Genomic DNA, 25,926 nt, shown 5'->3' on the forward strand with positions numbered 1-25,926 from the left:
GTTACTGTTACTTAGCAAATGACTCTTCGATAGTTTTAACTGAACTCGTAGTAAGCAAAAGTGTCGAAGCGTTCAATAACGCGTAAGTGCTCAATTCAGAAGCAGTGATAACTTTTGCTTTCGGCAAATTACGGCTTGATAGGTACACGTTTTTGTTGCCTTCTGCTAAAACCAATAAAGTTTTAGTATTGTTCAATTTTAAACCGTTTACCAAGTTGGTGTAATTTTTAGTTTTAGCAGTATCGAAAGAAAAATCTTCTAAAACTACGATGTTACTTTCTTTAGCTTTGTAAGTCAATGCTGACTGACGAGCTAAAGTTTTCAATTTTTTATTCAGCTTGAAGCTGTAGTCACGAGGCTGTGGACCAAAAATACGACCTCCACCACGGAACAACGGGTTTTTGATGCTACCTTTACGAGAACCTCCAGTACCTTTTTGCTTGTGCAGCTTGCGGGTAGAACCTGAGATTTCGTTACGTTGTTTCGATTTGTGAGTACCTTGACGTTGGTTAGCTAAAAACTGTTTAACGTCTAAGTAAATAGCGTGGTCATTCGGTTCAATGCCAAATATAGCGTCAGCAAGAGTAACGGTCTTGCCTGTTTCTTTTCCTGTAATATCTACTACTTTTACTTCCATGGCTATTTCTCCAAAATTACATAAGAACCTTTAGCACCAGGAACTGACCCGCTGATAACTAATAAATTCTGTTCAGTGAATACTTTTAAAACTTGTAAGTTTTGAATTTTCACGCGGTTACCACCCATACGGCCAGCCATACGCATACCTTTAAATACACGTGAAGGCCAAGATGATGCACCTAATGAACCCGGAGCTCTCAAACGGTTGTGCTGACCGTGAGTTTGTCCTCCAACTCCAGAGAAACCATGGCGTTTAACAACACCCTGGAAACCTTTACCTTTTGAGGTACCTACTACCTCTACGTAGTCGCCTTCTGCAAAAAGGTCTACGGTTACGGTTTCACCCAACGCTTTTTCCGCTTCAAAGTGCTTGAACTCCACCAACTTACGTTTAGGAGAGGTATTCGCCTTTTTGAAGTGACCTAACAACTGTTTCGAAGTGTTTTTCTCCTTCTTCTCGTCGTAGGCCAACTGGATCGCTGTGTATCCGTCTTTCTCTAAAGTTTTTACTTGCGTAACTACGCAAGGACCAGCTTCGATAACTGTGCATGGAATATTCTTTCCATCGGCACCGAAGATGCTGGTCATTCCAACTTTTTTACCTATAATACCAGACATTCTAAAAATTGATTAATTAATTAATTTTTCTCTCTCCCCTACCGTCTTCGCTTTGCAACCTGCAAACACTTTGGCTCTTAGATTGTTACACAATATGCGATAAGGGACCGCAAAGGTAGAAAACTAATACTAAAAATCAAAGAGTTACGAAAGTATTTTTTTCAAATGATTTTCTAATTAATTTCAACTAAGCGGCCCACCAAAAAAACAGGCAGAATTAAAGAGTGGGTTTAGATTTTATTAGACCGTAAATAATGCATTTATTTAACTATCAGACATTAAAAAAGGAGATAAGTCTTTCGGCCTATCTCCTTTTATATTTTAAGTGCAACCTATCACACTTTGATTTCTACTTCAACACCTGAAGGTAATTCAAGTTTCATCAACGCGTCAACAGTTTTAGCGTTTGAGCTGTAGATATCCAACAAACGTTTGTAAGAACATAATTGGAACTGCTCACGAGCTTTTTTGTTAACGTGCGGAGAACGAAGTACAGTAAATACTTTTTTCTCGGTTGGTAACGGAAGAGGTCCGCTAACTACTGCGCCAGTAGGCTTAACAGTTTTTACGATTTTATCAGCTGATTTGTCAACCAGGTTGTAATCGTAAGATTTTAATTTAATACGAATTCTTTGGCTCATCTTTTTGTTTTATTAAAGTTTCGCACCGTAAGAGCTATTTACTACGGTTTGAAAAGATTATTGTTAAATGTGATCCGTAAAAGTGAACAAATTCAACTCTGTTCACTTTTACATTTCACAGAAACGTCAATTATGCGTTGGCTTTTTTGCCTTTTACTTTAGCAATTACTTCTTCAGCAATGTTTTTAGGAGCTTCAGCATAGTGAGAGAACTCCATTGTTGAAGTAGCACGACCAGAAGTGATAGTACGTAAGATAGTTACGTAACCGAACATTTCGCTCAATGGAACTTTAGCTTTGATTACTTGTGCACCGGCACGAGTATCCATACCTTCAAGTTGACCACGACGTTTGTTCAAGTCACCCATAACATCACCCATGTTCTCCTCTGGAGTAAGAACTTCTACCTTCATGATAGGCTCCATTAACACTGGTTTAGCTTTAGGTAACGCTTCACGGAAGGCAGAACGAGCACAGATTTCGAATGAAAGTGCATCCGAGTCAACTGCGTGGAATGAACCGTCGAACAAGCGAACTTTCATGTCGGTAACTTCGTAACCAGCTAATACACCGTTTGCCATCGCTGATTTGAAACCTTTCTCAATTGAAGGGATAAACTCACGAGGAATTGAACCACCCACAATTTCGTTAACGAATTGTAAACCGGTTTTACCTTCTTCAGTAATTGGAGAAATTTCAACCTGAATATCAGCGAATTTACCACGACCACCTGATTGTTTTTTGTAAACCTCGCGGTGAGTAACTGTACCAGTGAATGCCTCTTTGTATGATACTTGAGGAGCTCCTTGGTTACACTCTACTTTAAACTCACGTTTCAAACGGTCAACGATGATCTCTAAGTGAAGCTCACCCATACCTGAGATAATTGTTTGGCCGGTATCTTCGTCAGTTTTAACGCGGAACGTTGGATCTTCTTCAGCCAATTTAGCTAAAGCCATACCTAATTTATCAACGTCTGCCTGAGTTTTAGGCTCAATAGCCAAACCGATAACTGGTTCAGGGAATTCCATCGCTTCAAGAACGATAGGGTTCTTCTCATCACAAAGGGTATCTCCGGTTTTGATATCTTTAAATCCTACGATCGCAGCAATATCACCAGCACCTACGTTAGGGATTGGGTTTTGCTTGTTAGCGTGCATTTGGAAGATACGAGAGATACGCTCTTTATTTTCTGAACGAGCATTATATACATATGAACCCGCTTCTAAGTTACCCGAGTAAACACGGATAAAGCATAAACGGCCAACAAATGGGTCAGTAGCAATTTTAAATGCTAAAGCAGCAAATGGCTCTTTCACATCTGGTTTACGAACAAGTTCTTCGCCAGTATCAGGGTTAGTACCTTTAACAGCTTCCTGATCTAATGGAGAAGGTAATAACTCCATTACAAGGTCAAGCATAGTTTGTACACCTTTGTTTTTGAAAGATGAACCACAAACCATAGGAACAATAGCTCCATCTAACACGGCTTGACGTAATGCGTCTAATACCTCACGCTCAGTAATTGAATCAGGGTTTTCGAAGAATTTCTCCATCAAAGACTCATCGTATTCAGCTACTGATTCTAGCAATTTCTCTCTCCACTCTGCAACTTCATCAATCATATCAGCAGGAATTGGAACTTCGGTAAAGGTCATACCTTTATCGTGCTCATTCCAAACGATACCACGATTGTTGATCAAGTCAACTACACCTTTAAACTGATCTTCAGAACCGATAGGTAATTGCAAAGGAACTGCATTAGAACCTAACATGTCTTTAACCTGCTTAACAACTTTTAAGAAGTCAGCACCTGAACGGTCCATTTTGTTAACGAAACCGATACGAGATACGTTATAATTGTTAGCTAAGCGCCAGTTAGTTTCTGATTGAGGCTCAACACCATCAACCGCTGAGAACAAGAACACCAAACCATCTAATACACGTAATGAACGGTTTACCTCTACGGTAAAGTCAACGTGACCAGGGGTATCGATGATGTTCACTTGGAATTTATTGCCTCTGTATGGCCAGAAAACAGTAGTAGCAGCCGAAGTAATGGTGATACCACGTTCTTGCTCTTGTGCCATCCAGTCCATTGTTGCGGCACCTTCGTGTACCTCACCAATTTTATGGCTCACACCTGCATAATAAAGAATACGCTCGGTGGTAGTGGTCTTACCCGCATCAATGTGAGCAGCAATACCAATATTTCTTGTGAATTTTAAATCTCTTGACATTGTAATTCGATTACACTGATTATTGAAAATAAATTACACTGAAACGTTAAAAGTTTCAGTGTAATCCAAAATCTTATCTTAGAAACGGAAGTGTGAGAATGCTTTGTTAGCCTCAGCCATTTTGTGAGTATCCTCTTTTTTCTTAACTGCCGCACCTTCACCTTTAGCTGCTGCGATGATCTCACCTGCTAAACGCTCATTCATAGTTTTTTCACCACGACGACGAGCGTAAAGGATCATCCATTTCATACCTAACGCTAATTTACGGTCAGGACGAACTTCAGTAGGAACCTGGAAGTTAGCACCACCTACACGGCGGCTCTTTACTTCAACAGCTGGCATAATGTTAGCCAATGCTTTTTTCCAAGCGTCTAAACCATTTTCACTGGTTTTTTTCTCAACTAATTCTACTGCTTTGTAGAAAATATCGTACGCAATACTTTTTTTACCATCCCACATCATGTGATTAACGAAACGAGTTACCATTACATCGTTAAATTTAGGATCTGGCAAAATGATGCGCTTCTTAGGGGTTGCCTTTCTCATTTTGTTTTAATGTCTTTGTTGCCTTGAATTAATTACTTCTTCTTGCCACCTTTTCCTTTGGCAGCAGCTGGTGCTTGACCTGGTTTAGGACGTTTAGTACCATACTTAGAACGACGCTGGTTACGGCCATCAACACCTGAAGTATCCAATGCGCCACGAACGATGTGGTAACGTACACCTGGTAAGTCTTTCACACGACCACCACGAATCAATACGATCGAGTGCTCTTGTAAGTTGTGACCCTCTCCTGGGATGTACGCGTTCACCTCTTTACCGTTGGTTAAACGCACACGGGCAACTTTACGCATTGCAGAGTTAGGTTTTTTAGGGGTAGTAGTGTATACACGGGTACACACGCCTCTTCGCTGTGGACATGAATCCAACGCTGGTGACTTACTCTTTTCCACCAGAGCTACTCTACCTTTTCTTACTAATTGTTGAATAGTAGGCATTTTTGCTTTAAATTTTTTAAATACTATACCCCCATTTTGGGGATTGCAAAAGTAGAAACAAATTTCCTATTTAACAACACTTGATAGTAATTTAATATTCAGTTAATTAGAATTGCTGTAGCGAGAAAGATTTATGCAGTAAATGAACAAATAGGAATGAAATCCCAGGCGAGTTTGATGAACAAGCTGAAGCCTGAAAATGAAATGATGAGATGAATTACTATGATAAATAAAGATAATAAGCACCCATATTATAATAGTATTCCCCTCATCACTTCAAACTATAATCTATAATTTATTGCCCCCCGCCTGAGTTTCCACCACCACCTCCTTTTACATCATCATTACTAATGCCGCGCTTCTTGCGAGTTATATTTATGTTGGTTTTTCCAAAACGATAACTCACCCCTAAACGAACAGAACGCATTACATTATAATTTTCACTTGATTGATAAAAACTGTCAGTGTGCATCTCTGAGAAGAATCTTCGTTTTTGCTGCCATGGTTGAGACACAGATAGATTAATCGACATTTTATCCTTCAACAACTGTTGGCTAAAACCAAAACTAGAATGCATCCATCCTCCATTTTTACCCTGTAAAGTTACCTGAGGAGCTGAGTAGCCTAAATTCATATTAAAGCGTAGGGTCTTCGTAATTTTATAACTACCGTACGACCAAATATTAAAATTGAAACCCTCATTATGGAGTTTAATTGCATTGCCTGTTGAAGTGGCATTTGTGTACTCAAATGAGGCATCAAAATTGAAATTTAAATTCTTACCTGCTTGAGCTGAAGCATTTAAGGAGAGACCTAAATATTTACGTTTACCAATGTTACCAAAAGTATTCAATAACACACCGTTTTCCATTAACGTTGAATACGATTCTATTTCATTGTTTGAAAAACGATAGTAAACAGTAGTATTGATTGAGGAACCTTTTATAAAATTATTACTGCTTAATTCAAACGAATGACTTAATGCCGGTTCAACGTTAGGATTTCCTTTTGAGATACTCGTTTTATCACTATTATTAATAAATGGATTAAGATACCAAATTCCCGGACGCTCTATCCGTTTAGTGTAGGATAAGCCCAGGGATTGCATTTCACCTAATTGCCAATTAATAGTTAAAGATGGTATAAAATTCAAATAATTATTACCAATATCCATATTCTCTTTGGTACGAGAGAAACTTGCATCGGTAACCGTCTTTTCAATCCGACCACCCAATTTAATTCCTACCTTTTTAAATTTATAGGCATAAGTGGTATAAACCGAATAAACATTCTGATTGTACTGGAAACTGTTTGAATTAGTCAAATCAGGAACATAACTATCATCCTCCATTATGAAACTTGAGTAGTCACTCCCATTACGACGAAGTATTGATTTTAAGCCTCCTTCAATACTATGTTTATTCTTTAACGGATGAACATAATCCAACTGAAAGGTATGCTCATTATTATCGGCATTATTACTTGTACGTTGAGCATTGTTTATTGAATTTAGAATGCTTTCATTTCCAAAACTTGAGTTGCTTTCATTTCCTTGATTGCTCAGTTTATAGGAAATAGTGAGTATATGATCACTACTGTCTTTAAAAGTTTTCTGATAATCAATACCCACGTCCCCTCCACTCCAACCATATCTATCAACATTTCTTCGGATATACTTTTCAATCATTTGCTGTTCTGCATTATAATTACTTGCAGTTTGCTCTAAACCCGACTCTCCATTACTTCCATTTAACCAAAAGGAACCGGTAATTAAATTGTATTTATCAATATCATAGCTCAACTCGCCCATACCATGATGGGATTTACCATCGTATTCCGATGAGCCATTTTGCATTAACTGAGATTGATTGCTAAAGTTTTTACGAAAGGAATTACTTAAACTCGCGGGATTATTATAACCACTGAAACCGACCCCACCACTAAAACCTAATTTCCCAAGTTTTATAGTAGCAGATGGCCCTCCGTATAAATTACCACGCGTATCATAACCGATATATACGGATCCATTATAACCATTCAGATTCTTTGTGGTAATAATATTGATAATTCCTCCCAATCCCTCGGCATCATATTTAGCAGATGGATTTGTTATCAGTTCAATTTTTTTTACTGTAGTTGCAGGTAAACTTTTTAATGCTTCTTTAGGGTTATTGGCAAATAACGTTGATGGCTTGCCATTAATGTGAATTTTGAAACTGCCAGAACCTTTAACTTTAATATTATCTTCCCCATCAACAGTAACCATAGGCACTTTACGCAGCATTTCAAGGGTGTTATTCGTTTTACTATCGGGATCCCGCTCCACATCATAGCTTATTTTATCTAAATCCCGCTTTATCAAATCTTTTTGGCTCACTACGGTAACCTCATTCAATTGCCGCGCTGAAGATTTAAGCAAAATTTTTCCTAAATCAATTACAGACTTAGCTGAATCAACTTTAAGAGGATTGATAATTTTTGTTTCATATTCTACTGAGGAAATAATCAATTTAAACTCATCAGCTTTTAGGTTAGCGAACTTAAACAATCCCATGTCATCAGTTTGGATAGCAGCTACCTGCTTTGAACTCTTGGAAAACTGCAAGGTAACATTGGCAAACGAAACTGGCTTACCAGTTAATGAATCAATCAACGTACCGGTAACTTCCAGTTTAGAATTATTCTGTGCAAAAAGCTGCTGGCATAATGCTAGCAAGCAAAAGAATAGAAGGATTTTTTTCATTAAAAGTAGATTTGAAGGTTGAATGTTAAATTGCCAATCATGGCATTGTTTTTCTTAGTCTATAGACATTGTATTTATTTATCAAAGAAATGTATTGCTAACAAAAATTCCTATAGCAACATTAAATTAATTTAAGATTATTTTATTTACTCCAAACGACATTGTATTGCCTTTTATTATAATTTTAATTCAATTTTTATTAAGCTAAGTCTCATTGAAAATGTATTAAAACAGTTCTGCTGATCATTTATTACTTACCTGAACACGTATAGTATTATTGTATATTTTTAACATTTTGCAAAACACAACAAACATTAACCATTACTGCTTTGATTTAAGGAATGAAAAGAACTTTAACATTTATCGGAATCTTATTAGCATCATTATTTATAATTTATATAGCCGGTCCTACACCAGAAAAACCAATTTACAACACCAAGCTCCCATTTGTTCCTTCAGATACTAAAGGCTTAGAGCAATATGTTAGAAGCATTGATGCCCCCCATAAGATAAAACCTGAAAATGAGTCCAAAATCATATGGGCTGATTCAACTAAAGAAAAAACTGAATATGCGATTCTTTACTTACATGGTTTTTCTGCCAGCCATGAAGAAGGCAATCCGGTACACATTAATTTTGCCAAACGATACGGTTGCAATTTATATTTAACCCGCTTAGCAGAACATGGCATTGATACAAGCGATGCTATGGCTAATCTTACTGCTGAAAAATATTGGCGCAGCGCTGTTCAGGCTTATGCAGTTGCTAAAAAACTGGGCCGAAAGGTGATTATTTTAAGCACATCAACAGGGGGAACACTTGCATTAAAACTTGCTGCTGAATTTCCGGAGATCTTCGCACTTATTAACCTTTCACCAAATATCGCTATTAATGATCCGGCTGCTTTCATAACTAATAATCATTGGGGTTTACAACTTACTAAATGGGTAACAGGTGGTAATTATAGAATAACTAAAATTGACACTGCTGAAGGGCCTAAATATTGGTATTATAAATATAGAGTTGAGGCAATTCCAGCACTGGAAGAGTTAATTGAAACTTCTATGAATAAGGAAACCTTTGAAAAAGTTAAATGCCCGGTTTTAACCGTTTGTTATTTTAAAGATGAACACAATCAAGATCCTGTTGTAAAAGTCTCTGCAATGCGCACCATGATGCAAGAGCTTGGCACTCCTGCAAATCTTAAAGAATTCATTCCTTTAACCACTCCAGAGAATCATGTTTTAGGCAATCCTTTAAAAAGCAAGGATGTGAAAAGTGTAGAAAACACCTGCTTCAATTTTGCAGAAAAGGTTTTAAAACTAACACCCTTACGAAATATTTAATTGTGTACATTTGACACTATGCAAACCACAGACTTATTAAAAATGGCACTCAAAAGCATAAACCCAACTACAACCAACGCTTGGAAAAAGCTAGAACAACATTATAATGAGATTAGCAATGCGCATTTACGCGATTTTTTCGCAAATGACTCCAACCGTTTTCAAACTCACCATATAAGGTTCAATGATATTTTAGTTGATTATTCAAAAAACAGGATCAACAATATCACGATGCAATTGCTTTTAGAATTGGCAAATGAATGCGGTTTGAAAGATGCCATTGAAAAGCAGTTTACCGGTGCTATAATTAACGAAACTGAAAATCGTGCCGTATTGCATACTGCATTACGCAATAGAAAAAACACTCCTGTTTTAGTTGATGGCAAAGATGTAATGCCTGATGTGAATGCCGTACTTGCTCAAATGAAAACATTTTCGGCCAAAGTAATTTCGGGCGAGTGGAAAGGTTTTTCAGGCAAACAAATTACCGATGTGGTGAATATTGGCATCGGCGGTTCAGATTTAGGGCCGTACATGGTTTGTGAAGCGTTAAAGCATTACAAAACGCGATTGAACATGCACTTTGTTTCAAATGTTGACGGTGCCCACCTGGCAGAAACCTTAAAAAACCTGAATGCTGAAACCACCCTATTCATCATTGCTTCAAAAACATTTACTACTCAGGAAACCATGACCAATGCACTATCAGCACGTGACTGGTTTTTGAAAACGGCAAATGATGACAAAGAGGTAGCAAAACATTTTGTGGCCCTTTCAACCAATAAAACCAAAGTAACTGAGTTTGGTATTGATGAAGCAAACATGTTTGGTTTTTGGGATTGGGTTGGAGGCCGTTACTCACTTTGGAGTGCAATCGGTCTTTCCATTTGTTTAGGTGTTGGTTACGATAAGTTTGAAGAATTGCTGGAGGGCGCTCATGCTATGGATGAGCATTTCCGCTATGAAGACTTTAACAAAAACATTCCGGTAATACTGGCATTACTGGGTATTTGGTATAACAACTTCTTCGGTGCTGAAAGCCATGTCTTATTACCGTACGATCAATATTTGCACCGTTTTGCCGCTTATTTCCAACAAGGTGATATGGAAAGCAATGGTAAATACATTGATCGCTCAGGCGAGGTGGTGAATTACCAAACCGGACCAATAATTTGGGGAGAGCCCGGTACTAATGGTCAACATGCCTTTTATCAGCTTATCCATCAGGGCACTAAGTTAATTCCTGCCGATTTTCTTGCTGCTGCCCAACCATTAAACAATATGGGCGACCATCATGAAAAGTTATTATCAAATTTCTTTGCTCAAACTGAAGCATTAGCTTTCGGGAAAACACAGGAAGATGTTAAAGAGGAGTTTTTAGGTTCAGGTAAATCAAAAGAAGAAATAGATTTTATCACTCCTTATAAAGTTTTCGAAGGCAATAGACCAACCAACTCTATTATTTATAAACGATTAACACCATTTAACCTGGGCAATTTGATAGCCATGTACGAGCAGAAAATTTATGTGCAAGGCATAATCTGGAATATTTTCAGCTTCGATCAATGGGGGGTTGAACTAGGAAAGCAATTGGCCAATGTTATCTTACCTGAATTAAAATCTTCAGATAAAATCACCTCACATGATTCTTCTACGAATGGATTAATTAATGTGTGGAAAGAGATGAGATAAACATTGTTTAAAGTAGGATAAGAAACAATGGCTCTGCATTGTTTCTTAGTCCTCTCACAACCGTATGTACTTACGTGTGCGGTTTCCTTAAGGCACTTTACACGGTTAAGTTGTAGTACCCGAGGTCAACCTTGATTGTTCATTCTGACATAAACGTTCACCCATCCTAAGTTTCCTGAGGAATCTGACGATACCGATTCTGTGTTTGCTTTGTTTTAATCGAAAACATTTTAATCACCTTCCTAACCAGTCCTCCAGTTGCTGCATTTTACCTTTTAGTTTATCCAGCCTTGTAGGAAGGCTTGCAGTTCCTCGAGTATCAAGGCTAGGGAAAGTCCCCGTTTACGACCGGTGATCGTTTTGGGTCGGGTTTTCAGTCGCACTTCACTTTGCCTGTTTAGTCCGATATTCCCCTGTACATGCCAATACCTTTTTCATACAATGCGCATAATGCATTTAAGTTAATTATTCGATGTCCACGTTAGAAACTTCGGGCCTTAGCGAAGTCGAGGGCCCTTGTTGAGCCCATTTATTCTACGGGTACACTTTTGAGCAAAAGAACCTTGACGAAATAATACATGTTCATTTTAAAACAAAAAAAATGAACATATTATTTCTTTTTGTTCACTTCTTTTTACAAACAACAACAAATGTTCATTTTTTAATAAAAAGTGAACACATTTCTTTTATAACCTCAAAAAAAACACTTACATTGCATCATGTTCACTTTATTAAAAAATATGAACACAAATTATGCCTTACGATAGATTAGTACCATTTAACAATTTACCATTATTACCTCCTAATCCTAGTATTGAAAATGATGTGGAAATCTTAAAAAAGTTGGTTACCGCCTCAAGAGCCCTTGCAACGGTTAATGCCAGCGTTTTAAGGTTACCCAATCCATACATGTTGGTAAATACAATTGCACTCCAGGAAGCTCAAGCATCAACAGCAATTGAAAACATATTTACCACAGAAGACGAGCTCTATAAGGCTGTTTCCAACTCTTTACAAGAGTCTAAGATCAATATTGGAACTAAAGAAGTATTACGTTATAGGGAGGCAATGTGGGCCGGCTATAAATTAATGAAAGAAAATGGCCTAATTGATTTGGATAGTATAATTGGTATTTTCAGACAAATAAAAAATTCAACTGCCGGCGTAAGATCCCCAGCTTCACTAACTGTAATTCAAAGGGGCCAAAGTGCGTTTCGAGCCGGAGAGATTGTTTACACTCCTCCCAGGGGTAATGGTATAATAGAAGCGTTAATGGAAAATCTATTAGAGTACCTGAATGATGATGACAAATTTCCAGCAGATCCCTTATTGAAAATGTGTATTGCTCATTATCAGTTTGAAGCCATTCACCCTTTCCAAGATGGAAACGGCCGAACCGGTCGAATTTTAAACCTCCTTTACTTAGTCAATAAAGGATTGTTAGGACAACCTGTATTATACTTGTCAAAATACATTATTCTTAATAAGGACGATTATTACTATAACTTAGGGATTGTCACACAAAGAGGTTCATGGAAGCCCTGGATATTATACATGTTGGAAGCAGTAGAAAAAACCGCGCAATTGACCAGCCAACTTATTGATAGAATATTAGCCCAGATGGAAGCAACATTCACATACGCTAAACCACAAATTAAATGGTACAATAAAGAGGTAAATGAATTAATTTTTAGCCAGCCCTACATTAAGCCCAAATTAATAGGAGATAAACTAAATATAACCTCAAGAACTACTTTAACAAAATATTTCAATGAATTAGTTAAGGCCAAAATACTCAGCTATGTTAAAGACGGTAAAGAACTATTCTATATTAATAATGACCTGATAAGTATATTGGAAGGGTAGATAACCAGTAATGCGAAAACCTGGTCAATTCTGTTCGTTCGGAATGATTGCAGGCGAATTGGGCATAGTTCCGTTGTGAAAATTCGGCCCACTTGTACGTTTAGCTATAGGGCGTTCCGGTGTGGTAAGCCTTCTATCTTGTTTCTGTCCGTAAGTTCCTATCTTGTACAGTTTGCATCTTTTAGATTCCTCCAAGTAAAGGACTTTAACTCTAAACAGAAATGGCAGGCACAGCACACAAATAAAAGCCCGAAGCAACTACTAATCGCTCCGGGCTTAATATTTTGTTAATTCATTTACATTAATTTTTGGCTTCAACTGCTGGCGCCGAACTCATAGTAACCATATATTTCAATATCGACTCCTGAGTTTTTGCATCAATTACTTCACTTCCGGCTTTACGATTAGCTTTTTTAACCATCTTGGGCACAGTTGTACTTAATTGAGCCTCATTAAAATTAGCAGGATTTTTCAGTGCGTGACAACTGCCACAATAGCTTTCAGTTGCTGTTTTTCCTGCATGAAACTCAGTTAATGTATATCCGGGATACTTCAAGGCACCTCTAGCCACATCCGCATCGTCTTTGGTTAATACTTTCTTTGTTCCACATGCAGCCATCACAATGACACACATTACCAGTAAAGTTTTATTCATTCTTTTTAATTTAGGTTGATTAAATAAATAATTTAATAACCTAAAGTCTGTGCAAAACTTCACAATCCCAAAACTTAATGGTAAAATTTTCCTTACCTGTGGCAAGAACCATCAGCAGTGGTAGCAGTATTACTTATTCAATCTCGTCATAGCCAGTTCAATCCCTATGGTTGAAAAACCTTTTATCATCTCAATACTTTTATCAATCAGTAAAGGAAGTTGCGGAATTTCATCATCGTCGAATCCACTTAACACATAATCAACTTGCCGTCCGCGAGGGAAATTATCTCCGATTCCGAAACGGATACGAGGGTATGCCTGAGTGCCTAACAGTGCTTCAATGTTTTTCAAACCATTATGTCCCGCATTTCCTCCTTTGGGCTTTAGTTGAACTCGTCCAAATGGCAGTGCTAATTCATCAACAATCACCAATACATTTTCCACCGGAATCTTCAATGTTTGCATCCAATAATTTAAGGCTTTGCCACTTAAATTCATATAGGTGGTAGGTTTGATCAAATGCAATGTTCTGCCTTTAAAATTCACCTCGGTATAATACGCATGGCGCTCAGTGTTAAACTTCACCCCTTCCTCTTGAGTTTGACAGCACTATTTTCTAAAACCTCATTTTTAGGTATGCAGGGCCCATTTTTGGATTGATTTTTCAAAAAAGTGTAGTGTGCCAACTTTTTGTTTTTTCCCTATAGGGACTTTAGATTTGGCCCATGGCCTTTCTAAGGGTAGAAAACAAGAAGTCAGGAAAATATTTACGCATCGTTGAAAGCTATCGCGATGAGAGCGGAATAAGCCGTCATCGTATTTTATATACCCTTGGTAAACTGGAAGACTATACACCAGAAGAGCTAAAACGTATCGGCTCAAAACTTTACGAACTTGGCGGAGGCGACCTGAAAGATCTTCTGGAAATTACCACGGGCGAAAAAGCCCGTTTCAATTATGGTTACTTTCAGGTTTTCTCCAAAGCCCTGTCCCATTATAAACTCCCCCGTTTATTCGGGCAGATCGGCAGCAAGCATAAACTTGGCTTTGACCTGCAGAATGCTGTGCTGTTAATGATTCTTGAGCGCTTGCAGGATCCCTGCAGCAAACGAAGCTCCTATTTCAACCAAAACGAATACCTGGGCATTGAGAAAGTAGAGCTGCAACATCTTTACCGTTCTTTAGATAAGCTGGCCGATTATAACAAAGCGATCCAAAAGCAGATCTATCAAACGGGCCGGGATTTATTCAATCAGCAACTGGATGTTGTTTTCTATGATGTCACCACACTTTATTTTGAAAGTGAACTAGAACAAGAGGGGGCTTTACGACAAAAGGGCTTTAGTAAAGATGGTAAGATTGGTACTACCCAGATCTTGTTTTGCCTGCTGATTGACCGGGATAAACAGCCTATAGGGTATCAGGTATTCAAAGGCGACACGTTCGAAGGTCATACGTTTGAAAAAGCGGTAAAAGACCTGAAGAAAGACTATCAGATCAATCAGGTGATTGTAGTGGCAGACCGGGGGATGCTTTCCAAAAACAATCTTGATGTTACCACCGAAAGCGGGTATGAATTTATTGTAGGCGAAAGGTTAAAGAAGCTTCCCGGTTCCCTCCAGGATTTCCTGCTGGACTTGAAGAACTACCATGGAGAATGGAGCTATAGCGATCATGAAGATCAGCTTGTTATGGTTCGCTATGCAACGATCGAATATCAGGGAAGGGTGATTATTGGGACCTATTCGGCTAAAAGGGCAAAAAAAGATGCCCACGACCGGGCAGAAAAGCTGCAGACAGCCGAAACTTTATTATCCCGCCCCGAACTCCTCAGTAAAAAGGCGGGTCGTTTCTATTTGAAAAAACAAGGTTCACAAACCTATCAGCTGGACCAGGAAAAAATAAAACGCGATGAACGTTTTGACGGCTTTCTGGCTATTGCCACTAACAATAAGAGTCTCTCGGTAAGTGAAACGCTGGAGCAGTATAAACACCTTTACAAAATTGAACATACCTTCCGCACATTTAAATCCCATCTGGAAACCCGTCCAATGTTTCATTGGACAGATAAGCGGATAGAAGGTCATATCTGCCTTTGTTACCTGTCCTATACCTTACTGAACTTCACCTTGCTAAAACTGGAAAAAGCCGGGTTCAAGACGACCGAAGGAAAACTGCGGAAACTTCTCGATAAAATGCAGGTGAGTTTAGTGGAGCAACAGGACAAAAACTATTTCCTACGATCTGCAGCCTCTGAGGAAGAAACTGACTTTCAGCAGAAACTTGGCCTAAAATCGCTCCCTTCAGTATTGAATGTAGCCTCCTTGAATCAATATCTTTAAAATCAACCACTTAGCTATTTCTTGTAGTGTGCCTGATTTTTCGTATCTATTTGGTTATAAATATTTTATGTTATTTTGCTGTCAAACTCAAGAAATATTTCAATGAATTAGTTAAGGCCAAAATACTCAGCTATGTTAAAGACGGTAAAGAACTATTCTATATTAATAATGACCTGATAAGTATATTGGAAGGGTAGATAACCAGTAATGCGAAAACCTGGTCAATTCTGTTCGTTCGGAATGATTGCAGGCGAATTGGGCATAGTTCCGTTGTGAAAATTCGGCCCACTTGTACGTTTAGCTATAGGGCGTTCCGGTGTGGTAAGCCTTCTATCTTGTTTCTGTCCGTAAGTTCCTATCTTGTACAGTTTGCATCTTTTAGATTCCTCCAAGTAAAGGACTTTAACTCTAAACAGAAATGGCAGGCACAGCACACAAATAAAAGCCCGAAGCAACTACTAATCGCTCCGGGCTTAATATTTTGTTAATTCATTTACATTAATTTTTGGCTTCAACTGCTGGCGCCGAACTCATAGTAACCATATATTTCAATATCGACTCCTGAGTTTTTGCATCAATTACTTCACTTCCGGCTTTACGATTAGCTTTTTTAACCATCTTGGGCACAGTTGTACTTAATTGAGCCTCATTAAAATTAGCAGGATTTTTCAGTGCGTGACAACTGCCACAATAGCTTTCAGTTGCTGTTTTTCCTGCATGAAACTCAGTTAATGTATATCCGGGATACTTCAAGGCACCTCTAGCCACATCCGCATCGTCTTTGGTTAATACTTTCTTTGTTCCACATGCAGCCATCACAATGACACACATTACCAGTAAAGTTTTATTCATTCTTTTTAATTTAGGTTGATTAAATAAATAATTTAATAACCTAAAGTCTGTGCAAAACTTCACAATCCCAAAACTTAATGGTAAAATTTTCCTTACCTGTGGCAAGAACCATCAGCAGTGGTAGCAGTATTACTTATTCAATCTCGTCATAGCCAGTTCAATCCCTATGGTTGAAAAACCTTTTATCATCTCAATACTTTTATCAATCAGTAAAGGAAGTTGCGGAATTTCATCATCGTCGAATCCACTTAACACATAATCAACTTGCCGTCCGCGAGGGAAATTATCTCCGATTCCGAAACGGATACGAGGGTATGCCTGAGTGCCTAACAGTGCTTCAATGTTTTTCAAACCATTATGTCCCGCATTTCCTCCTTTGGGCTTTAGTTGAACTCGTCCAAATGGCAGTGCTAATTCATCAACAATCACCAATACATTTTCCACCGGAATCTTCAATGTTTGCATCCAATAATTTAAGGCTTTGCCACTTAAATTCATATAGGTGGTAGGTTTGATCAAATGCAATGTTCTGCCTTTAAAATTCACCTCGGTATAATACGCATGGCGCTCAGTGTTAAACTTCACCCCTTCCTCTTTGGCAAATTGATCCAGTACCATAAATCCAATATTATGGCGCGTGTCGGCATACTCAGGGCCAATGTTTCCGAGCCCGGCGATTAAATATTTCATTTCCAGTTAAACGAATGGAGATTTTAGAGTTTAGATTTACTCAATCGTAAACAATTGCACAAAAATAAAAAAGCAGTCAATTTTTCAACTGACTGCTTTATATTTTCAAGGATGAAAAAATTATTTTTTACCACCTTTTGTTGCTGCAGCTGCTTCAGCATCTGCCTGACGTGTAGCACGTGAAGCAAGAACTGATACCATGGTATCAACTTTAGCATTCAAAATTTCAAGGTTTTCTAACTTGATTTCTCCAACACGAATGTTTTTACCTAACTCCAATTTGCTGATATCAACTGGAACAAAGTCAACGAAGTCTTTAGGTAAACCTTTAACTTTCAATTTGCGGTATTTCTGGTTTAATTTACCACCAATACGCACACCTGGAGAAGTACCTTCTAAACGGATAGGCAATTCCATAACAACTGGTTTGTCTTCAAACAACTCTAAGAAGTCGACGTGAGTAACAACATCAGTTAATGGGTGGAACTGAGCATCTTTAACAATTGCAGTGTGTTTAGCACCTTCAATAGTTAATTCGATGAACATTGCATCCGGAGTGTATAATACCGGGCGTAAATCTGCAGCGGATACTGAGAAGTGAGTTTGTTCTTTACCACCGTATAATACAGCAGGAACTAAACCTTCATAGCGTAACTCCTTAGCATCACGTTTCCCTACGTTCGATCTTTTCGAACCGCTAATAGCTATAGATTTCATTTGTTTAAAAAATATAAATTATTAAAAAATTAAAATTTCACTTTTGTTTGAACGCCATCACCCATGCGGAACAGGTCTGAAATTGAACCGTGTTCATAAACATTGGAAATTGCTTTTGAGAATAAGTCAGCAACAGTTAATACCTTGATTTTGTCGCATGCTTTTTTCAAAGGAATGGTATCGCAAATAATCAATTCCTCTAAAACTGAATTCTCAATATTATCGTAAGCCTTACCTGAAAGAACTCCGTGAGTACAAACTGCACGAACGCTGTTTGCTCCTTTCTCTTTTAATAAAGCAGCTGCCTTGGTTAATGTACCGGCTGTATCGCAAATATCATCTACCAAAACAATATCAGCACCTTTAACATCACCGATTACTGACATTGATTCAATCTCGTTGGCACGCTTACGTTGTTTATCACAAATTACCACCTCGGCGTTCAATGCTTTTGCAAATACACGAGCGCGAGCCGTACCACCCATATCAGGAGAAGCAATTACCAGGTTAGGTAATTTCAACGATTTGATATAAGGAACCATGATAACCGAAGCATCAAGGTGATCTACCGGAATATCAAAGAAGCCCTGAATCTGAGCAGCGTGCAAATCCATGGTCATAACACGGTGAGCACCGGCAGCAGCCAATAAATTAGCCGTCAATTTTGCGCCAATGGCAACACGTGGTTTGTCTTTACGATCCTGACGAGCTAACCCAAAATAAGGGATAACCGCAGTGATGTAGTGTGCAGAAGCACGTTTAGCTGCATCAATCATGAGCAGCAATTCCATTAAATTATCAGACGGTGCGAATGTTGACTGAATCAGGAACACATCGCAACCACGAACAGATTCGTTATAAATTGGTTGGAACTCACCATCGCTGAAACGCGAAACCGAGATATCACCAAGCTCACGAGCACTTGCATGAGCAATTTGCTCTGCCAGCACACTTGATGCTGAGCCGGCAAATAACTTAACTGGATTAAACTGTGAAGGCATTTTTTTGAAGCTTAGCTTTAAAACTAAAATTGCGAAATACGAAATCTTTAAGAATCGTATTTCGCAATATGTTGCTTTTTTTAAGTAGCCCGACCTGGATTCGAACCAAGACTAAATGAACCAAAATCACTTGTACTACCCTTATACTATCGGGCTATCTCCTTGCAACCTCTTTCGTGTTACCGATCGCTGTCGTTTGGGACTGCAAAAGTAGAAATCAATTTTATTTCTCCAAAATCTTTTTTCATTTTTTTCAGTGTTTGTATTAAACTTTCTGAAAGTCAGCGAAAAATATTTTTACTGAACATTAACTCAATTTTTCAACTACGCCCATCCGGCTTAAATTGCGCTGCAAAAATACAATTTACCTTCATTTTAAAAATTGTTAACACTAAATTTCTTACCCCTTAAGCCTGATTTCTTAATAAATTTTGATTTAGCAATATGAACTAGCCATTATAAAGCGTTTAATAGAATCTCTCTGCATTTACTAAAAACTAACTATCAGATACATAACGCATGGCTATCTACTCTAAATTAAACAACCTATTTGGTTGGCTTTGCTTTATTATTGCAACTACTGTGTACACCTTAACCCTTGAACCTACTGTTAGCTTTTGGGATTGTGGCGAGTTTATAGCATCAGTTTATAGATTACAGGTTTGCCATCAGCCGGGAGCACCTTTATTCCTTATGGTTTCAAAACTGCTTTCTTTATTCTCTTCAGATAATACACAAATTGCTTGGTGGGTGAACTTTGGCTCTGCATTGGCAAGTGGGGCAACTGTAATGTTCCTTTTCTGGACCATTACTCATCTGGCTAAAAAACTACTTAAAGTTGATCAACAGCTTTCCCTATCAGCCTATATTACCGTTTTTGGTGCTGGAATCACCGGAGCTTTAGCATATGCATTTTCTGACACATTTTGGTTTTCAGCTGTGGAAGCAGAAGCATATGCCCTTTCATCACTTTTCACAGCGGTAACCTTTTGGGCTGTTTTAAAGTGGGAAAACGAATCTGACCAGCCTCGGGTCGACAGATGGCTGCTATTTATTGCCTACTTAATTGGCCTTTCGATAGGGGTTCACCTTTTAAATCTGTTGGCAATACCTGCTATCGGCATGGTGTATTACTTTAAAAAAATAAATAAGGGATGGAAAGGAGCTTTGCTTTCTTTTGTGATTTCATGCGGAATTCTGATTCTTGTTCAGTATGGTATTATTCCCGGCACAGTTTCCTTGGCAGCTTCATTCGATTTATTCTTTGTGAATTCATTAAGTCTGCCATTTAATAGCGGTGTTATTGCATTTATCCTTTTACTTATAGGTTTGCTTGTTTTCGGGCTTTATTATAGTACAAAACGTCAGAAAGCATGGTTAAACACTACCCTACTATGCTTGAGCTTTATTTACATTGGGTATACTTCTTACGGTCTAATCATAATCAGAGCCAAAGCCGACCCCAGCCTTAACAACACTTCGCCTGATAATGTGTACTCGTTTTTAAGCTATTTAAATCGCGAACAGTTTGGCGCCGGTGATGCACTTTTGTATGGCCCTCATTTCGCTAGTAAACAATACTATAATCAAACCAAAACAAACATTTATACCAAAGGAGATTCTAAGTACGAGGTTATTGGTAAAAAAATGGAAGCCAAAGTAGCCTCCGGGCAAGGCATGGTATTTCCAAGAGTTTCCAATCCTGACCATGAACGCTTTTACCGATCATGGTTAAATCGAACTTCGGGTAATCCTACCTTCTCAGACAACATTGAATTCTTTACCACATATCAACTGGGCCATATGTATTGGCGTTATTTTATGTGGAATTTCGCCGGACGTCAAAACAACATCCAGGGAGAAGGAGAGCCAATTAAGGGCAACTGGCTAAGTGGCATTAAACAGATTGACGCCATAAGACTGGGCGATCAGTCTTGTTTACCGCCAAGCATAACTCAAAACGAAGCCTATAACCGTTTATATTTTCTGCCTCTTCTACTAGGTTTATTTGGCCTTTTCTATCAGCTTAAAAGAAATTCAAAAGACTTTGTAGCCACCAGTTTGCTTTTTGTATTTACTGGTATTGCAATTATTGTGTATTTAAACCAAACACCTAACCAAGTACGTGATCGTGATTATGCCTATGCGGCCTCATTTTATGCCTTTACTATTTGGATAGGATTAGGAGTGTTAGCGGTAAAAGAATTCCTGACCAAACGTTGGGACAACTCCTTCACGGCCACATTAAGCACAACGATTTGTGTTTTGGCGGTTCCAGTTTTGATGCTGAATCAGGAATGGGACGACCATGATCGCTCACAGCGTACCATAGCAAGAGATATTGCCAAAAACACCCTTGATACCTGTGCACCCAACGCCATTCTTTTTGTTGCCGGGGATAACGATACGTTCCCTTTGTGGTATATGCAGGAAGTAGAACACTATCGCTCCGACGTGCGCATTGTTAATTTACAATTGCTGGGCATGGGTTGGTACGGAAAGCAATTACTTAAACCAGTGAATAAGGCTGCGGAAGTAAAACTATCTTATACCTATAAACAGTTTGCCAACAGTGCCCATGATTATACACCTTTCTTAAATCAACAAATTTCTGAAGCGGTTGAATTGAAAGAATTATTGGATTTTATTGGAAGTGATGATATACAGGCCAAAGTTCAGCTAGACTCAGGGGATTTAGTTAATTATCTGCCTGCCACAAAAATAAAACTAAGTATAAACAAGGAAAAAATGCTGGCTAATGCTTCGCTAAGTAAGGACGATGAAGGAAAGATCGAAAACCAGATGGTGTGGAGTTTACCAGAGGTGCCACTTATGAAAAATCAACTCCTCATGCTAAACATTATTGCTAATAACATCAATGATCGTCCTATCTATTTTCATCAATTTTTAGGTTCGGAGGAATTCTGTGGTATCGATGCTTATTTCCAAAAGGAAGGATTGGTATACCGGGTTGTTCCTATAAAAGATGATGGTTCGGTACATGGCATTGCCGAAAAAGGACGGGTTAACACCAATGTGTTATATGACAATTTGATGAACAAATATGAATGGGGCAACATTAACAATAAGACTACTTATATCGACCCAACTTTTGCAAGAAATGCCGGCTGGTACAGAGACACATACAATACACTTGCAAAAGCACTATTGAAAGAAAGCAAACTGGAGGATTGTGAAAAAGTTCTAGATAAAATGGAGCAAATTTTACCAATTACCAATACCGGAATTGGATTAATGCAATTCACCCGTTTAGATACTTCGGGACTTTATTACAATTGCAAAGCCATTAAGAAAGCTAATGCAATCGTACAGGATACTAGTGAGTACATCAGTAAAGAATTAAATCACTTGTATGCCATCAAACCAAAATACAGCCAGTCAACTGTAAACGAAGTGCAGACCGGCTTATACTTATTGCAATCATTGGCAGAACAGGCAAAAGCATTTAATCAAATTGAACTAAGCCGAAAGATAGAGATTAGGCTAAGCGAGTTTATCGAGAAATTTGAAATAACAACATGAGTTTTGGGCCGCAAAAAAATTGCGGCTCATTTATTTTTACTTAGGCCCAAAATATTTTCTAAATTCGGCGGTTTGAATTTGATATAGAATAAACCAGAAGTCGAACATATATTATGACGAATTACACTAGGTTAAACAACCTCTTGGGATGGGTTACCTTCCTTATTGCAACTACTGTTTACACATTAACTCTTGAACCTACCGGCAGTTTTTGGGACTGCGGAGAATTCATTTCATCAGCCTACCGCCTACAGGTATGTCACCAACCGGGTGCACCTTTGTTTCTAATGATCTCCAAAGTGCTTTCGTTATTTGCTGGTGACAGAACTCAAATTGCCTGGTGGACAAACTTTGGCTCCGCCCTTTCAAGTGGGGCAACCATTATGTTTTTGTTTTGGAGCGTAACACACCTTGCTAAAAAATTATTGGTAAAAAATGGTGACTCTGTTAATGGCTCGCAAACCTTTGCTATTATGGGAGCTGGTTTGGTTGGCGCATTGGCTTATACTTTTTCTGATACGTTTTGGTTTTCGGCTGTTGAGTCGGAGGTTTACGCCTTGTCGTCATTATGTACCGCAATTGTATTTTGGGCCATTTTAAAATGGGAGAACGAAGCTAACGAAAAATATGCAGATCGTTGGTTGGTTTTCATTGCCTATTTAATGGGCTTATCAATTGGAGTGCACTTATTAAACTTATTAACAATCCCTGCTTTAGGTTTAGTGTATTACTTCAAAAAGCATAAAGCAACCACCAAGGGCGCTATTATTACCTTCCTTATTTCATGTGTAATTTTGGTATTCGTTCAGTACGGCTTAATTCCTGGAACAATTGCCTTTGCAGCCAAATTTGACTTATTCTTTGTAAACACTTTAGGAATGAGCTTTGGCAGTGGAGTAGCTGTGTTTGGAGCTATTTTCATAGCATTATTAGTAAGCTTATTGCTTTACAGTATTAATCAAAGCAAAAACCTTCTATATGCTTCTGCTGTATTACTTGGCATAATGCTAATTTTCGGATGGGGAGTTTTAGCAGGTATATTGTACTTTATTATTGTTGGCTTTGTTTTATTTTATTGGAAACCGGCAATCAATCATTACGTATTAAATGTTTCTGTTTTATGCACAATGTTTATCATGATTGGTTACGCCTCTTTTGCAATGATTGTAATCAGAGCAAAAGCCAACCCAAATCTGAATAACAACGATCCTTCAAATGCATATAGCTTCTTAAGCTACCTTAACCGTGAACAATACGGTGATCGTCCTTTAGGCTTCGGCCCGTATTACAATTCAGAAATGAGCGGTCAGGAAAAAGGTGAAATGCAATACCGTAAAGGAGCAACTAAATACGAAGAAATCGGACCTAAACCTGTTGCACAATATTCTAAAAAAATCCCTTTCCCTCGTATTTACAGTGATGACCCTAACCACGTTCAGTTCTACAAAAGCTGGCTGGGCATTACAGGAGAGCCAACCTATGCAGATAACCTTGGTTTCTTTATTGGCTACCAGGTGAACTATATGTATTTCCGTTACTTCATGTGGAACTTTGCAGGACGTCAGAATGATGTGCAAGGAGCAGGTGCTGTCCATGAAGGCAACTGGATCAGCGGCATTAAACCATTAGATGCCGTTCGTTTGGGCAATCAGGATAACTTACCAAATAGCATTACCGAAAATAAGGCTTACAACCGCTTATATTTCTTACCGCTTATTTTAGGCTTAATTGGTTTATTCTTCCAGTATAAACGTAATCTTAAAGATTTCACAGTGGTGTTCTTGCTATTCTTCATGACAGGTTTAGCAATTGTACTTTACCTTAACCAGACTCCATTGCAGCCTCGGGAGCGAGACTATGCTTATGTAGGATCGTTTTATGCATTTGCAATTTGGATTGGTTTAGGCGTGTTGGCTATTTATGAGTTTTTAGGCAAAAGGATAAACATGATGGCATCAGCAGGAGTTGCAACCGTGCTATGCTTAGTGGCAGTACCATATGTAATGGCAAAAGAGGAATGGGATGACCACGATCGCTCTAACCGTTACACCTCGAGAGACTTAGCAGCTAACTATCTTAACAGTTGTGAGCCAAACGCGATCATCTTTACTTATGGCGATAACGACACCTATCCACTTTGGTATTGCCAGGAGGTCGAAAATATTCGACCGGATGTGCGTATTGTTAACCTAAGCTTATTAGGTACCGACTGGTATGGCCGTCAGATGAAGGAAAAAATGAATGAATCTGCGCCAGTTAAAATTTCTTTGCCGAACGAAAAGTTTGCCGCAGGTATTCGCGACTATACACCGTTGTTTGAGCAAAACATTCAGGGAAATTCAGAGCTGAAGGAAGTGGTTGACTTTATTGCCAGCGACAGCCAAGATGCTAAAGCACAAACTCAAGGTGGAGAGTTGATTAATTATCTTCCTACCAAAAACTTTAAAATTACGGTTGATAAAAACGCTGTATTAAAGAATAAAGTGGTAGATGCTGCAGAGGAGGCTAAAATTGTTCCTAGTATAAACTGGACGATTGCATCAAACGGTTTATATAAAAATGATTTATTAGCACTCGATATTATTGCTAACAACCTTTGGGAGCGTCCTATCTATTTTGCAATTACCGTTCCTGATCGCAATTTCTATGGATTGCAGAAATACTTCCAAAATGAAGGCTTTGCTTACCGCTTGGTTCCGATGCTGAGCGACTCAACCGATGCCATTTTAGGTCGTGAGGGCAGTATTAACACCAAAGTATTGTACAACAATGTGCACAATAAATTTAAATGGGATAATTATAATGATGGTAAGATCTATGTTGATCCTGAAAGTTCACGCATGACTACCACTTGCAAAAGTACCTTCAATATTTTAGCCCAAGCATTATACAACGAAGGCAAAGTTGATTCATGTGTAAAAACATTGGATAAAATGGCAGCCTCTATTCCATTCATCAGCAACCAGGTGGGTTACAACCTGATTCCTGAATTGATGTGTGCCGACTTATATTACAAATGCAAGGCTCCTCAAAAAGCAAACAAGCAAATTGAAGTACTGAACGGCTTTATCATTAATCAGCTAGATTATTACCATTCCTTAGGCATGCCGCGCATGAACCGCTTTGGGGAAGAAATCAATTTAGGATTAAGCTTAATCAGTGAGCTTGCCAACATGGCTAGCCAAAACAAGCAAACCGCAGTAGCCAACAAACTACACGCAGAACTTAAAACATTGGAAAGCAAGTTTGGAGCAGTGCTTCAGCAATAAATTACTTTTATAGTAAACAAGAAAACTCCTGATTTAACCGCTCAGGAGTTTTCTTGTTTTAATTCTTTCAAATTG

18 protein-coding genes, 1 tRNA gene and 1 pseudogene are annotated in these 25,926 nt (G+C 38.4%); 6 read left to right on the forward strand and 14 right to left on the reverse strand.

Annotation, left to right across the window (positions count from 1 at the left end; genetic code table 11):
• Window positions 1-7: 7 nt before the first annotated feature.
• From rplD to L2B55_RS16520, 7 genes are all read right to left on the reverse strand, one after another.
• Complete coding sequence (rplD, locus tag L2B55_RS16490) at window positions 8-637, reverse strand: 50S ribosomal protein L4 (RefSeq protein ID WP_237847286.1); 630 nt, start codon at window positions 635-637, stop codon at window positions 8-10.
• 2 nt (window positions 638-639) lie between these two features.
• The gene (rplC, locus tag L2B55_RS16495; protein ID WP_237847287.1) at window positions 640-1,257 is read right to left on the reverse strand and encodes a 50S ribosomal protein L3; all 618 of its coding nucleotides are present in this window, start codon (window positions 1,255-1,257) and stop codon (window positions 640-642) included.
• Between the two features lie 335 nt (window positions 1,258-1,592).
• Window positions 1,593-1,898, reverse strand: a complete 306-nt coding sequence (gene rpsJ, locus L2B55_RS16500) for a 30S ribosomal protein S10 (RefSeq protein WP_103790513.1) — start codon at window positions 1,896-1,898, stop codon at window positions 1,593-1,595.
• 130 nt (window positions 1,899-2,028) lie between these two features.
• Window positions 2,029-4,137: an elongation factor G gene (fusA, locus tag L2B55_RS16505; RefSeq protein WP_237847288.1), complete on the reverse strand. Its 2,109-nt coding sequence runs from the start codon at window positions 4,135-4,137 to the stop codon at window positions 2,029-2,031.
• Between the two features lie 78 nt (window positions 4,138-4,215).
• On the reverse strand, window positions 4,216-4,683 hold the full coding sequence (rpsG, locus tag L2B55_RS16510) for a 30S ribosomal protein S7 (protein WP_103790515.1): 468 nt from the start codon (window positions 4,681-4,683) through the stop codon (window positions 4,216-4,218).
• Window positions 4,684-4,715: 32 nt separating this feature from the next.
• Window positions 4,716-5,135 carry a 30S ribosomal protein S12 gene (gene rpsL, locus L2B55_RS16515; protein WP_237847289.1) on the reverse strand — a complete coding sequence of 140 codons (420 nt, stop codon included), beginning with the start codon at window positions 5,133-5,135 and terminating at the stop codon, window positions 4,716-4,718.
• Window positions 5,136-5,430: 295 nt separating this feature from the next.
• Entirely contained in the window at window positions 5,431-7,878 is a 2,448-nt protein-coding gene (locus tag L2B55_RS16520) for an outer membrane beta-barrel family protein (protein ID WP_237847291.1), read from the reverse strand.
• Between the two features lie 341 nt (window positions 7,879-8,219).
• Between L2B55_RS16520 and L2B55_RS16525 the strand changes: the two genes are divergently transcribed.
• From L2B55_RS16525 to L2B55_RS16535, 3 genes are all read left to right on the forward strand, one after another.
• Complete coding sequence (locus tag L2B55_RS16525; protein WP_237847292.1) at window positions 8,220-9,224, forward strand: alpha/beta hydrolase; 1,005 nt, start codon at window positions 8,220-8,222, stop codon at window positions 9,222-9,224.
• Between the two features lie 18 nt (window positions 9,225-9,242).
• On the forward strand, window positions 9,243-10,916 hold the full coding sequence (gene pgi / locus L2B55_RS16530; protein ID WP_237847293.1) for a glucose-6-phosphate isomerase: 1,674 nt from the start codon (window positions 9,243-9,245) through the stop codon (window positions 10,914-10,916).
• Between the two features lie 753 nt (window positions 10,917-11,669).
• The gene (locus tag L2B55_RS16535) at window positions 11,670-12,782 is read left to right on the forward strand and encodes a Fic family protein (protein ID WP_237847294.1); all 1,113 of its coding nucleotides are present in this window, start codon (window positions 11,670-11,672) and stop codon (window positions 12,780-12,782) included.
• A 301-nt stretch (window positions 12,783-13,083) separates the two neighbouring features.
• Here L2B55_RS16535 and L2B55_RS16540 read toward each other — a convergent pair whose 3' ends face one another.
• Both L2B55_RS16540 and pth (L2B55_RS16545) read right to left on the reverse strand, forming a co-directional pair.
• A complete protein-coding gene (locus L2B55_RS16540) occupies window positions 13,084-13,437 on the reverse strand; it encodes a hypothetical protein (RefSeq protein ID WP_237847295.1) in 354 nt (117 codons plus the stop codon).
• A 129-nt stretch (window positions 13,438-13,566) separates the two neighbouring features.
• Window positions 13,567-14,034 (reverse strand): annotated as a pseudogene (pth, locus tag L2B55_RS16545) (aminoacyl-tRNA hydrolase); the annotation flags it as partial.
• Between the two features lie 128 nt (window positions 14,035-14,162).
• On the opposite strand from pth (L2B55_RS16545), the gene L2B55_RS16550 reads away from it, so the two are divergent.
• Window positions 14,163-15,779 (forward strand): IS1634 family transposase, encoded by a 1,617-nt coding sequence (locus tag L2B55_RS16550; RefSeq protein ID WP_237847296.1) that lies wholly within the window; start codon window positions 14,163-14,165, stop codon window positions 15,777-15,779.
• 498 nt (window positions 15,780-16,277) lie between these two features.
• Here L2B55_RS16550 and L2B55_RS16555 read toward each other — a convergent pair whose 3' ends face one another.
• From L2B55_RS16555 to L2B55_RS16575, 5 genes are all read right to left on the reverse strand, one after another.
• A complete protein-coding gene (locus L2B55_RS16555) occupies window positions 16,278-16,631 on the reverse strand; it encodes a hypothetical protein (RefSeq protein ID WP_237847295.1) in 354 nt (117 codons plus the stop codon).
• A gap of 129 nt (window positions 16,632-16,760) precedes the next feature.
• Window positions 16,761-17,321, reverse strand: a complete 561-nt coding sequence (gene pth / locus L2B55_RS16560; protein ID WP_237847297.1) for an aminoacyl-tRNA hydrolase — start codon at window positions 17,319-17,321, stop codon at window positions 16,761-16,763.
• Between the two features lie 120 nt (window positions 17,322-17,441).
• On the reverse strand, window positions 17,442-18,038 hold the full coding sequence (locus L2B55_RS16565) for a 50S ribosomal protein L25/general stress protein Ctc (protein WP_237847298.1): 597 nt from the start codon (window positions 18,036-18,038) through the stop codon (window positions 17,442-17,444).
• Between the two features lie 29 nt (window positions 18,039-18,067).
• Window positions 18,068-19,039, reverse strand: a complete 972-nt coding sequence (locus tag L2B55_RS16570; RefSeq protein ID WP_237847299.1) for a ribose-phosphate pyrophosphokinase — start codon at window positions 19,037-19,039, stop codon at window positions 18,068-18,070.
• Window positions 19,040-19,124: 85 nt separating this feature from the next.
• Window positions 19,125-19,195 (reverse strand) — tRNA-Gln (locus L2B55_RS16575).
• 363 nt (window positions 19,196-19,558) lie between these two features.
• Here L2B55_RS16575 and L2B55_RS16580 point away from each other — a divergent pair.
• Window positions 19,559-22,582: a protein O-mannosyl-transferase family gene (locus L2B55_RS16580; RefSeq protein WP_237847300.1), complete on the forward strand. Its 3,024-nt coding sequence runs from the start codon at window positions 19,559-19,561 to the stop codon at window positions 22,580-22,582.
• Window positions 22,583-22,695: 113 nt separating this feature from the next.
• Window positions 22,696-25,851, forward strand: coding sequence for a glycosyltransferase family 117 protein (locus L2B55_RS16585; protein WP_237847301.1), 3,156 nt, complete (start codon window positions 22,696-22,698; stop codon window positions 25,849-25,851).
• The last annotated feature ends 75 nt before the right edge of the window (window positions 25,852-25,926 follow it).

This window comes from Solitalea lacus, from assembly GCF_022014595.1.
GTDB lineage: Bacteria > Bacteroidota > Bacteroidia > Sphingobacteriales > Sphingobacteriaceae > Solitalea > Solitalea lacus.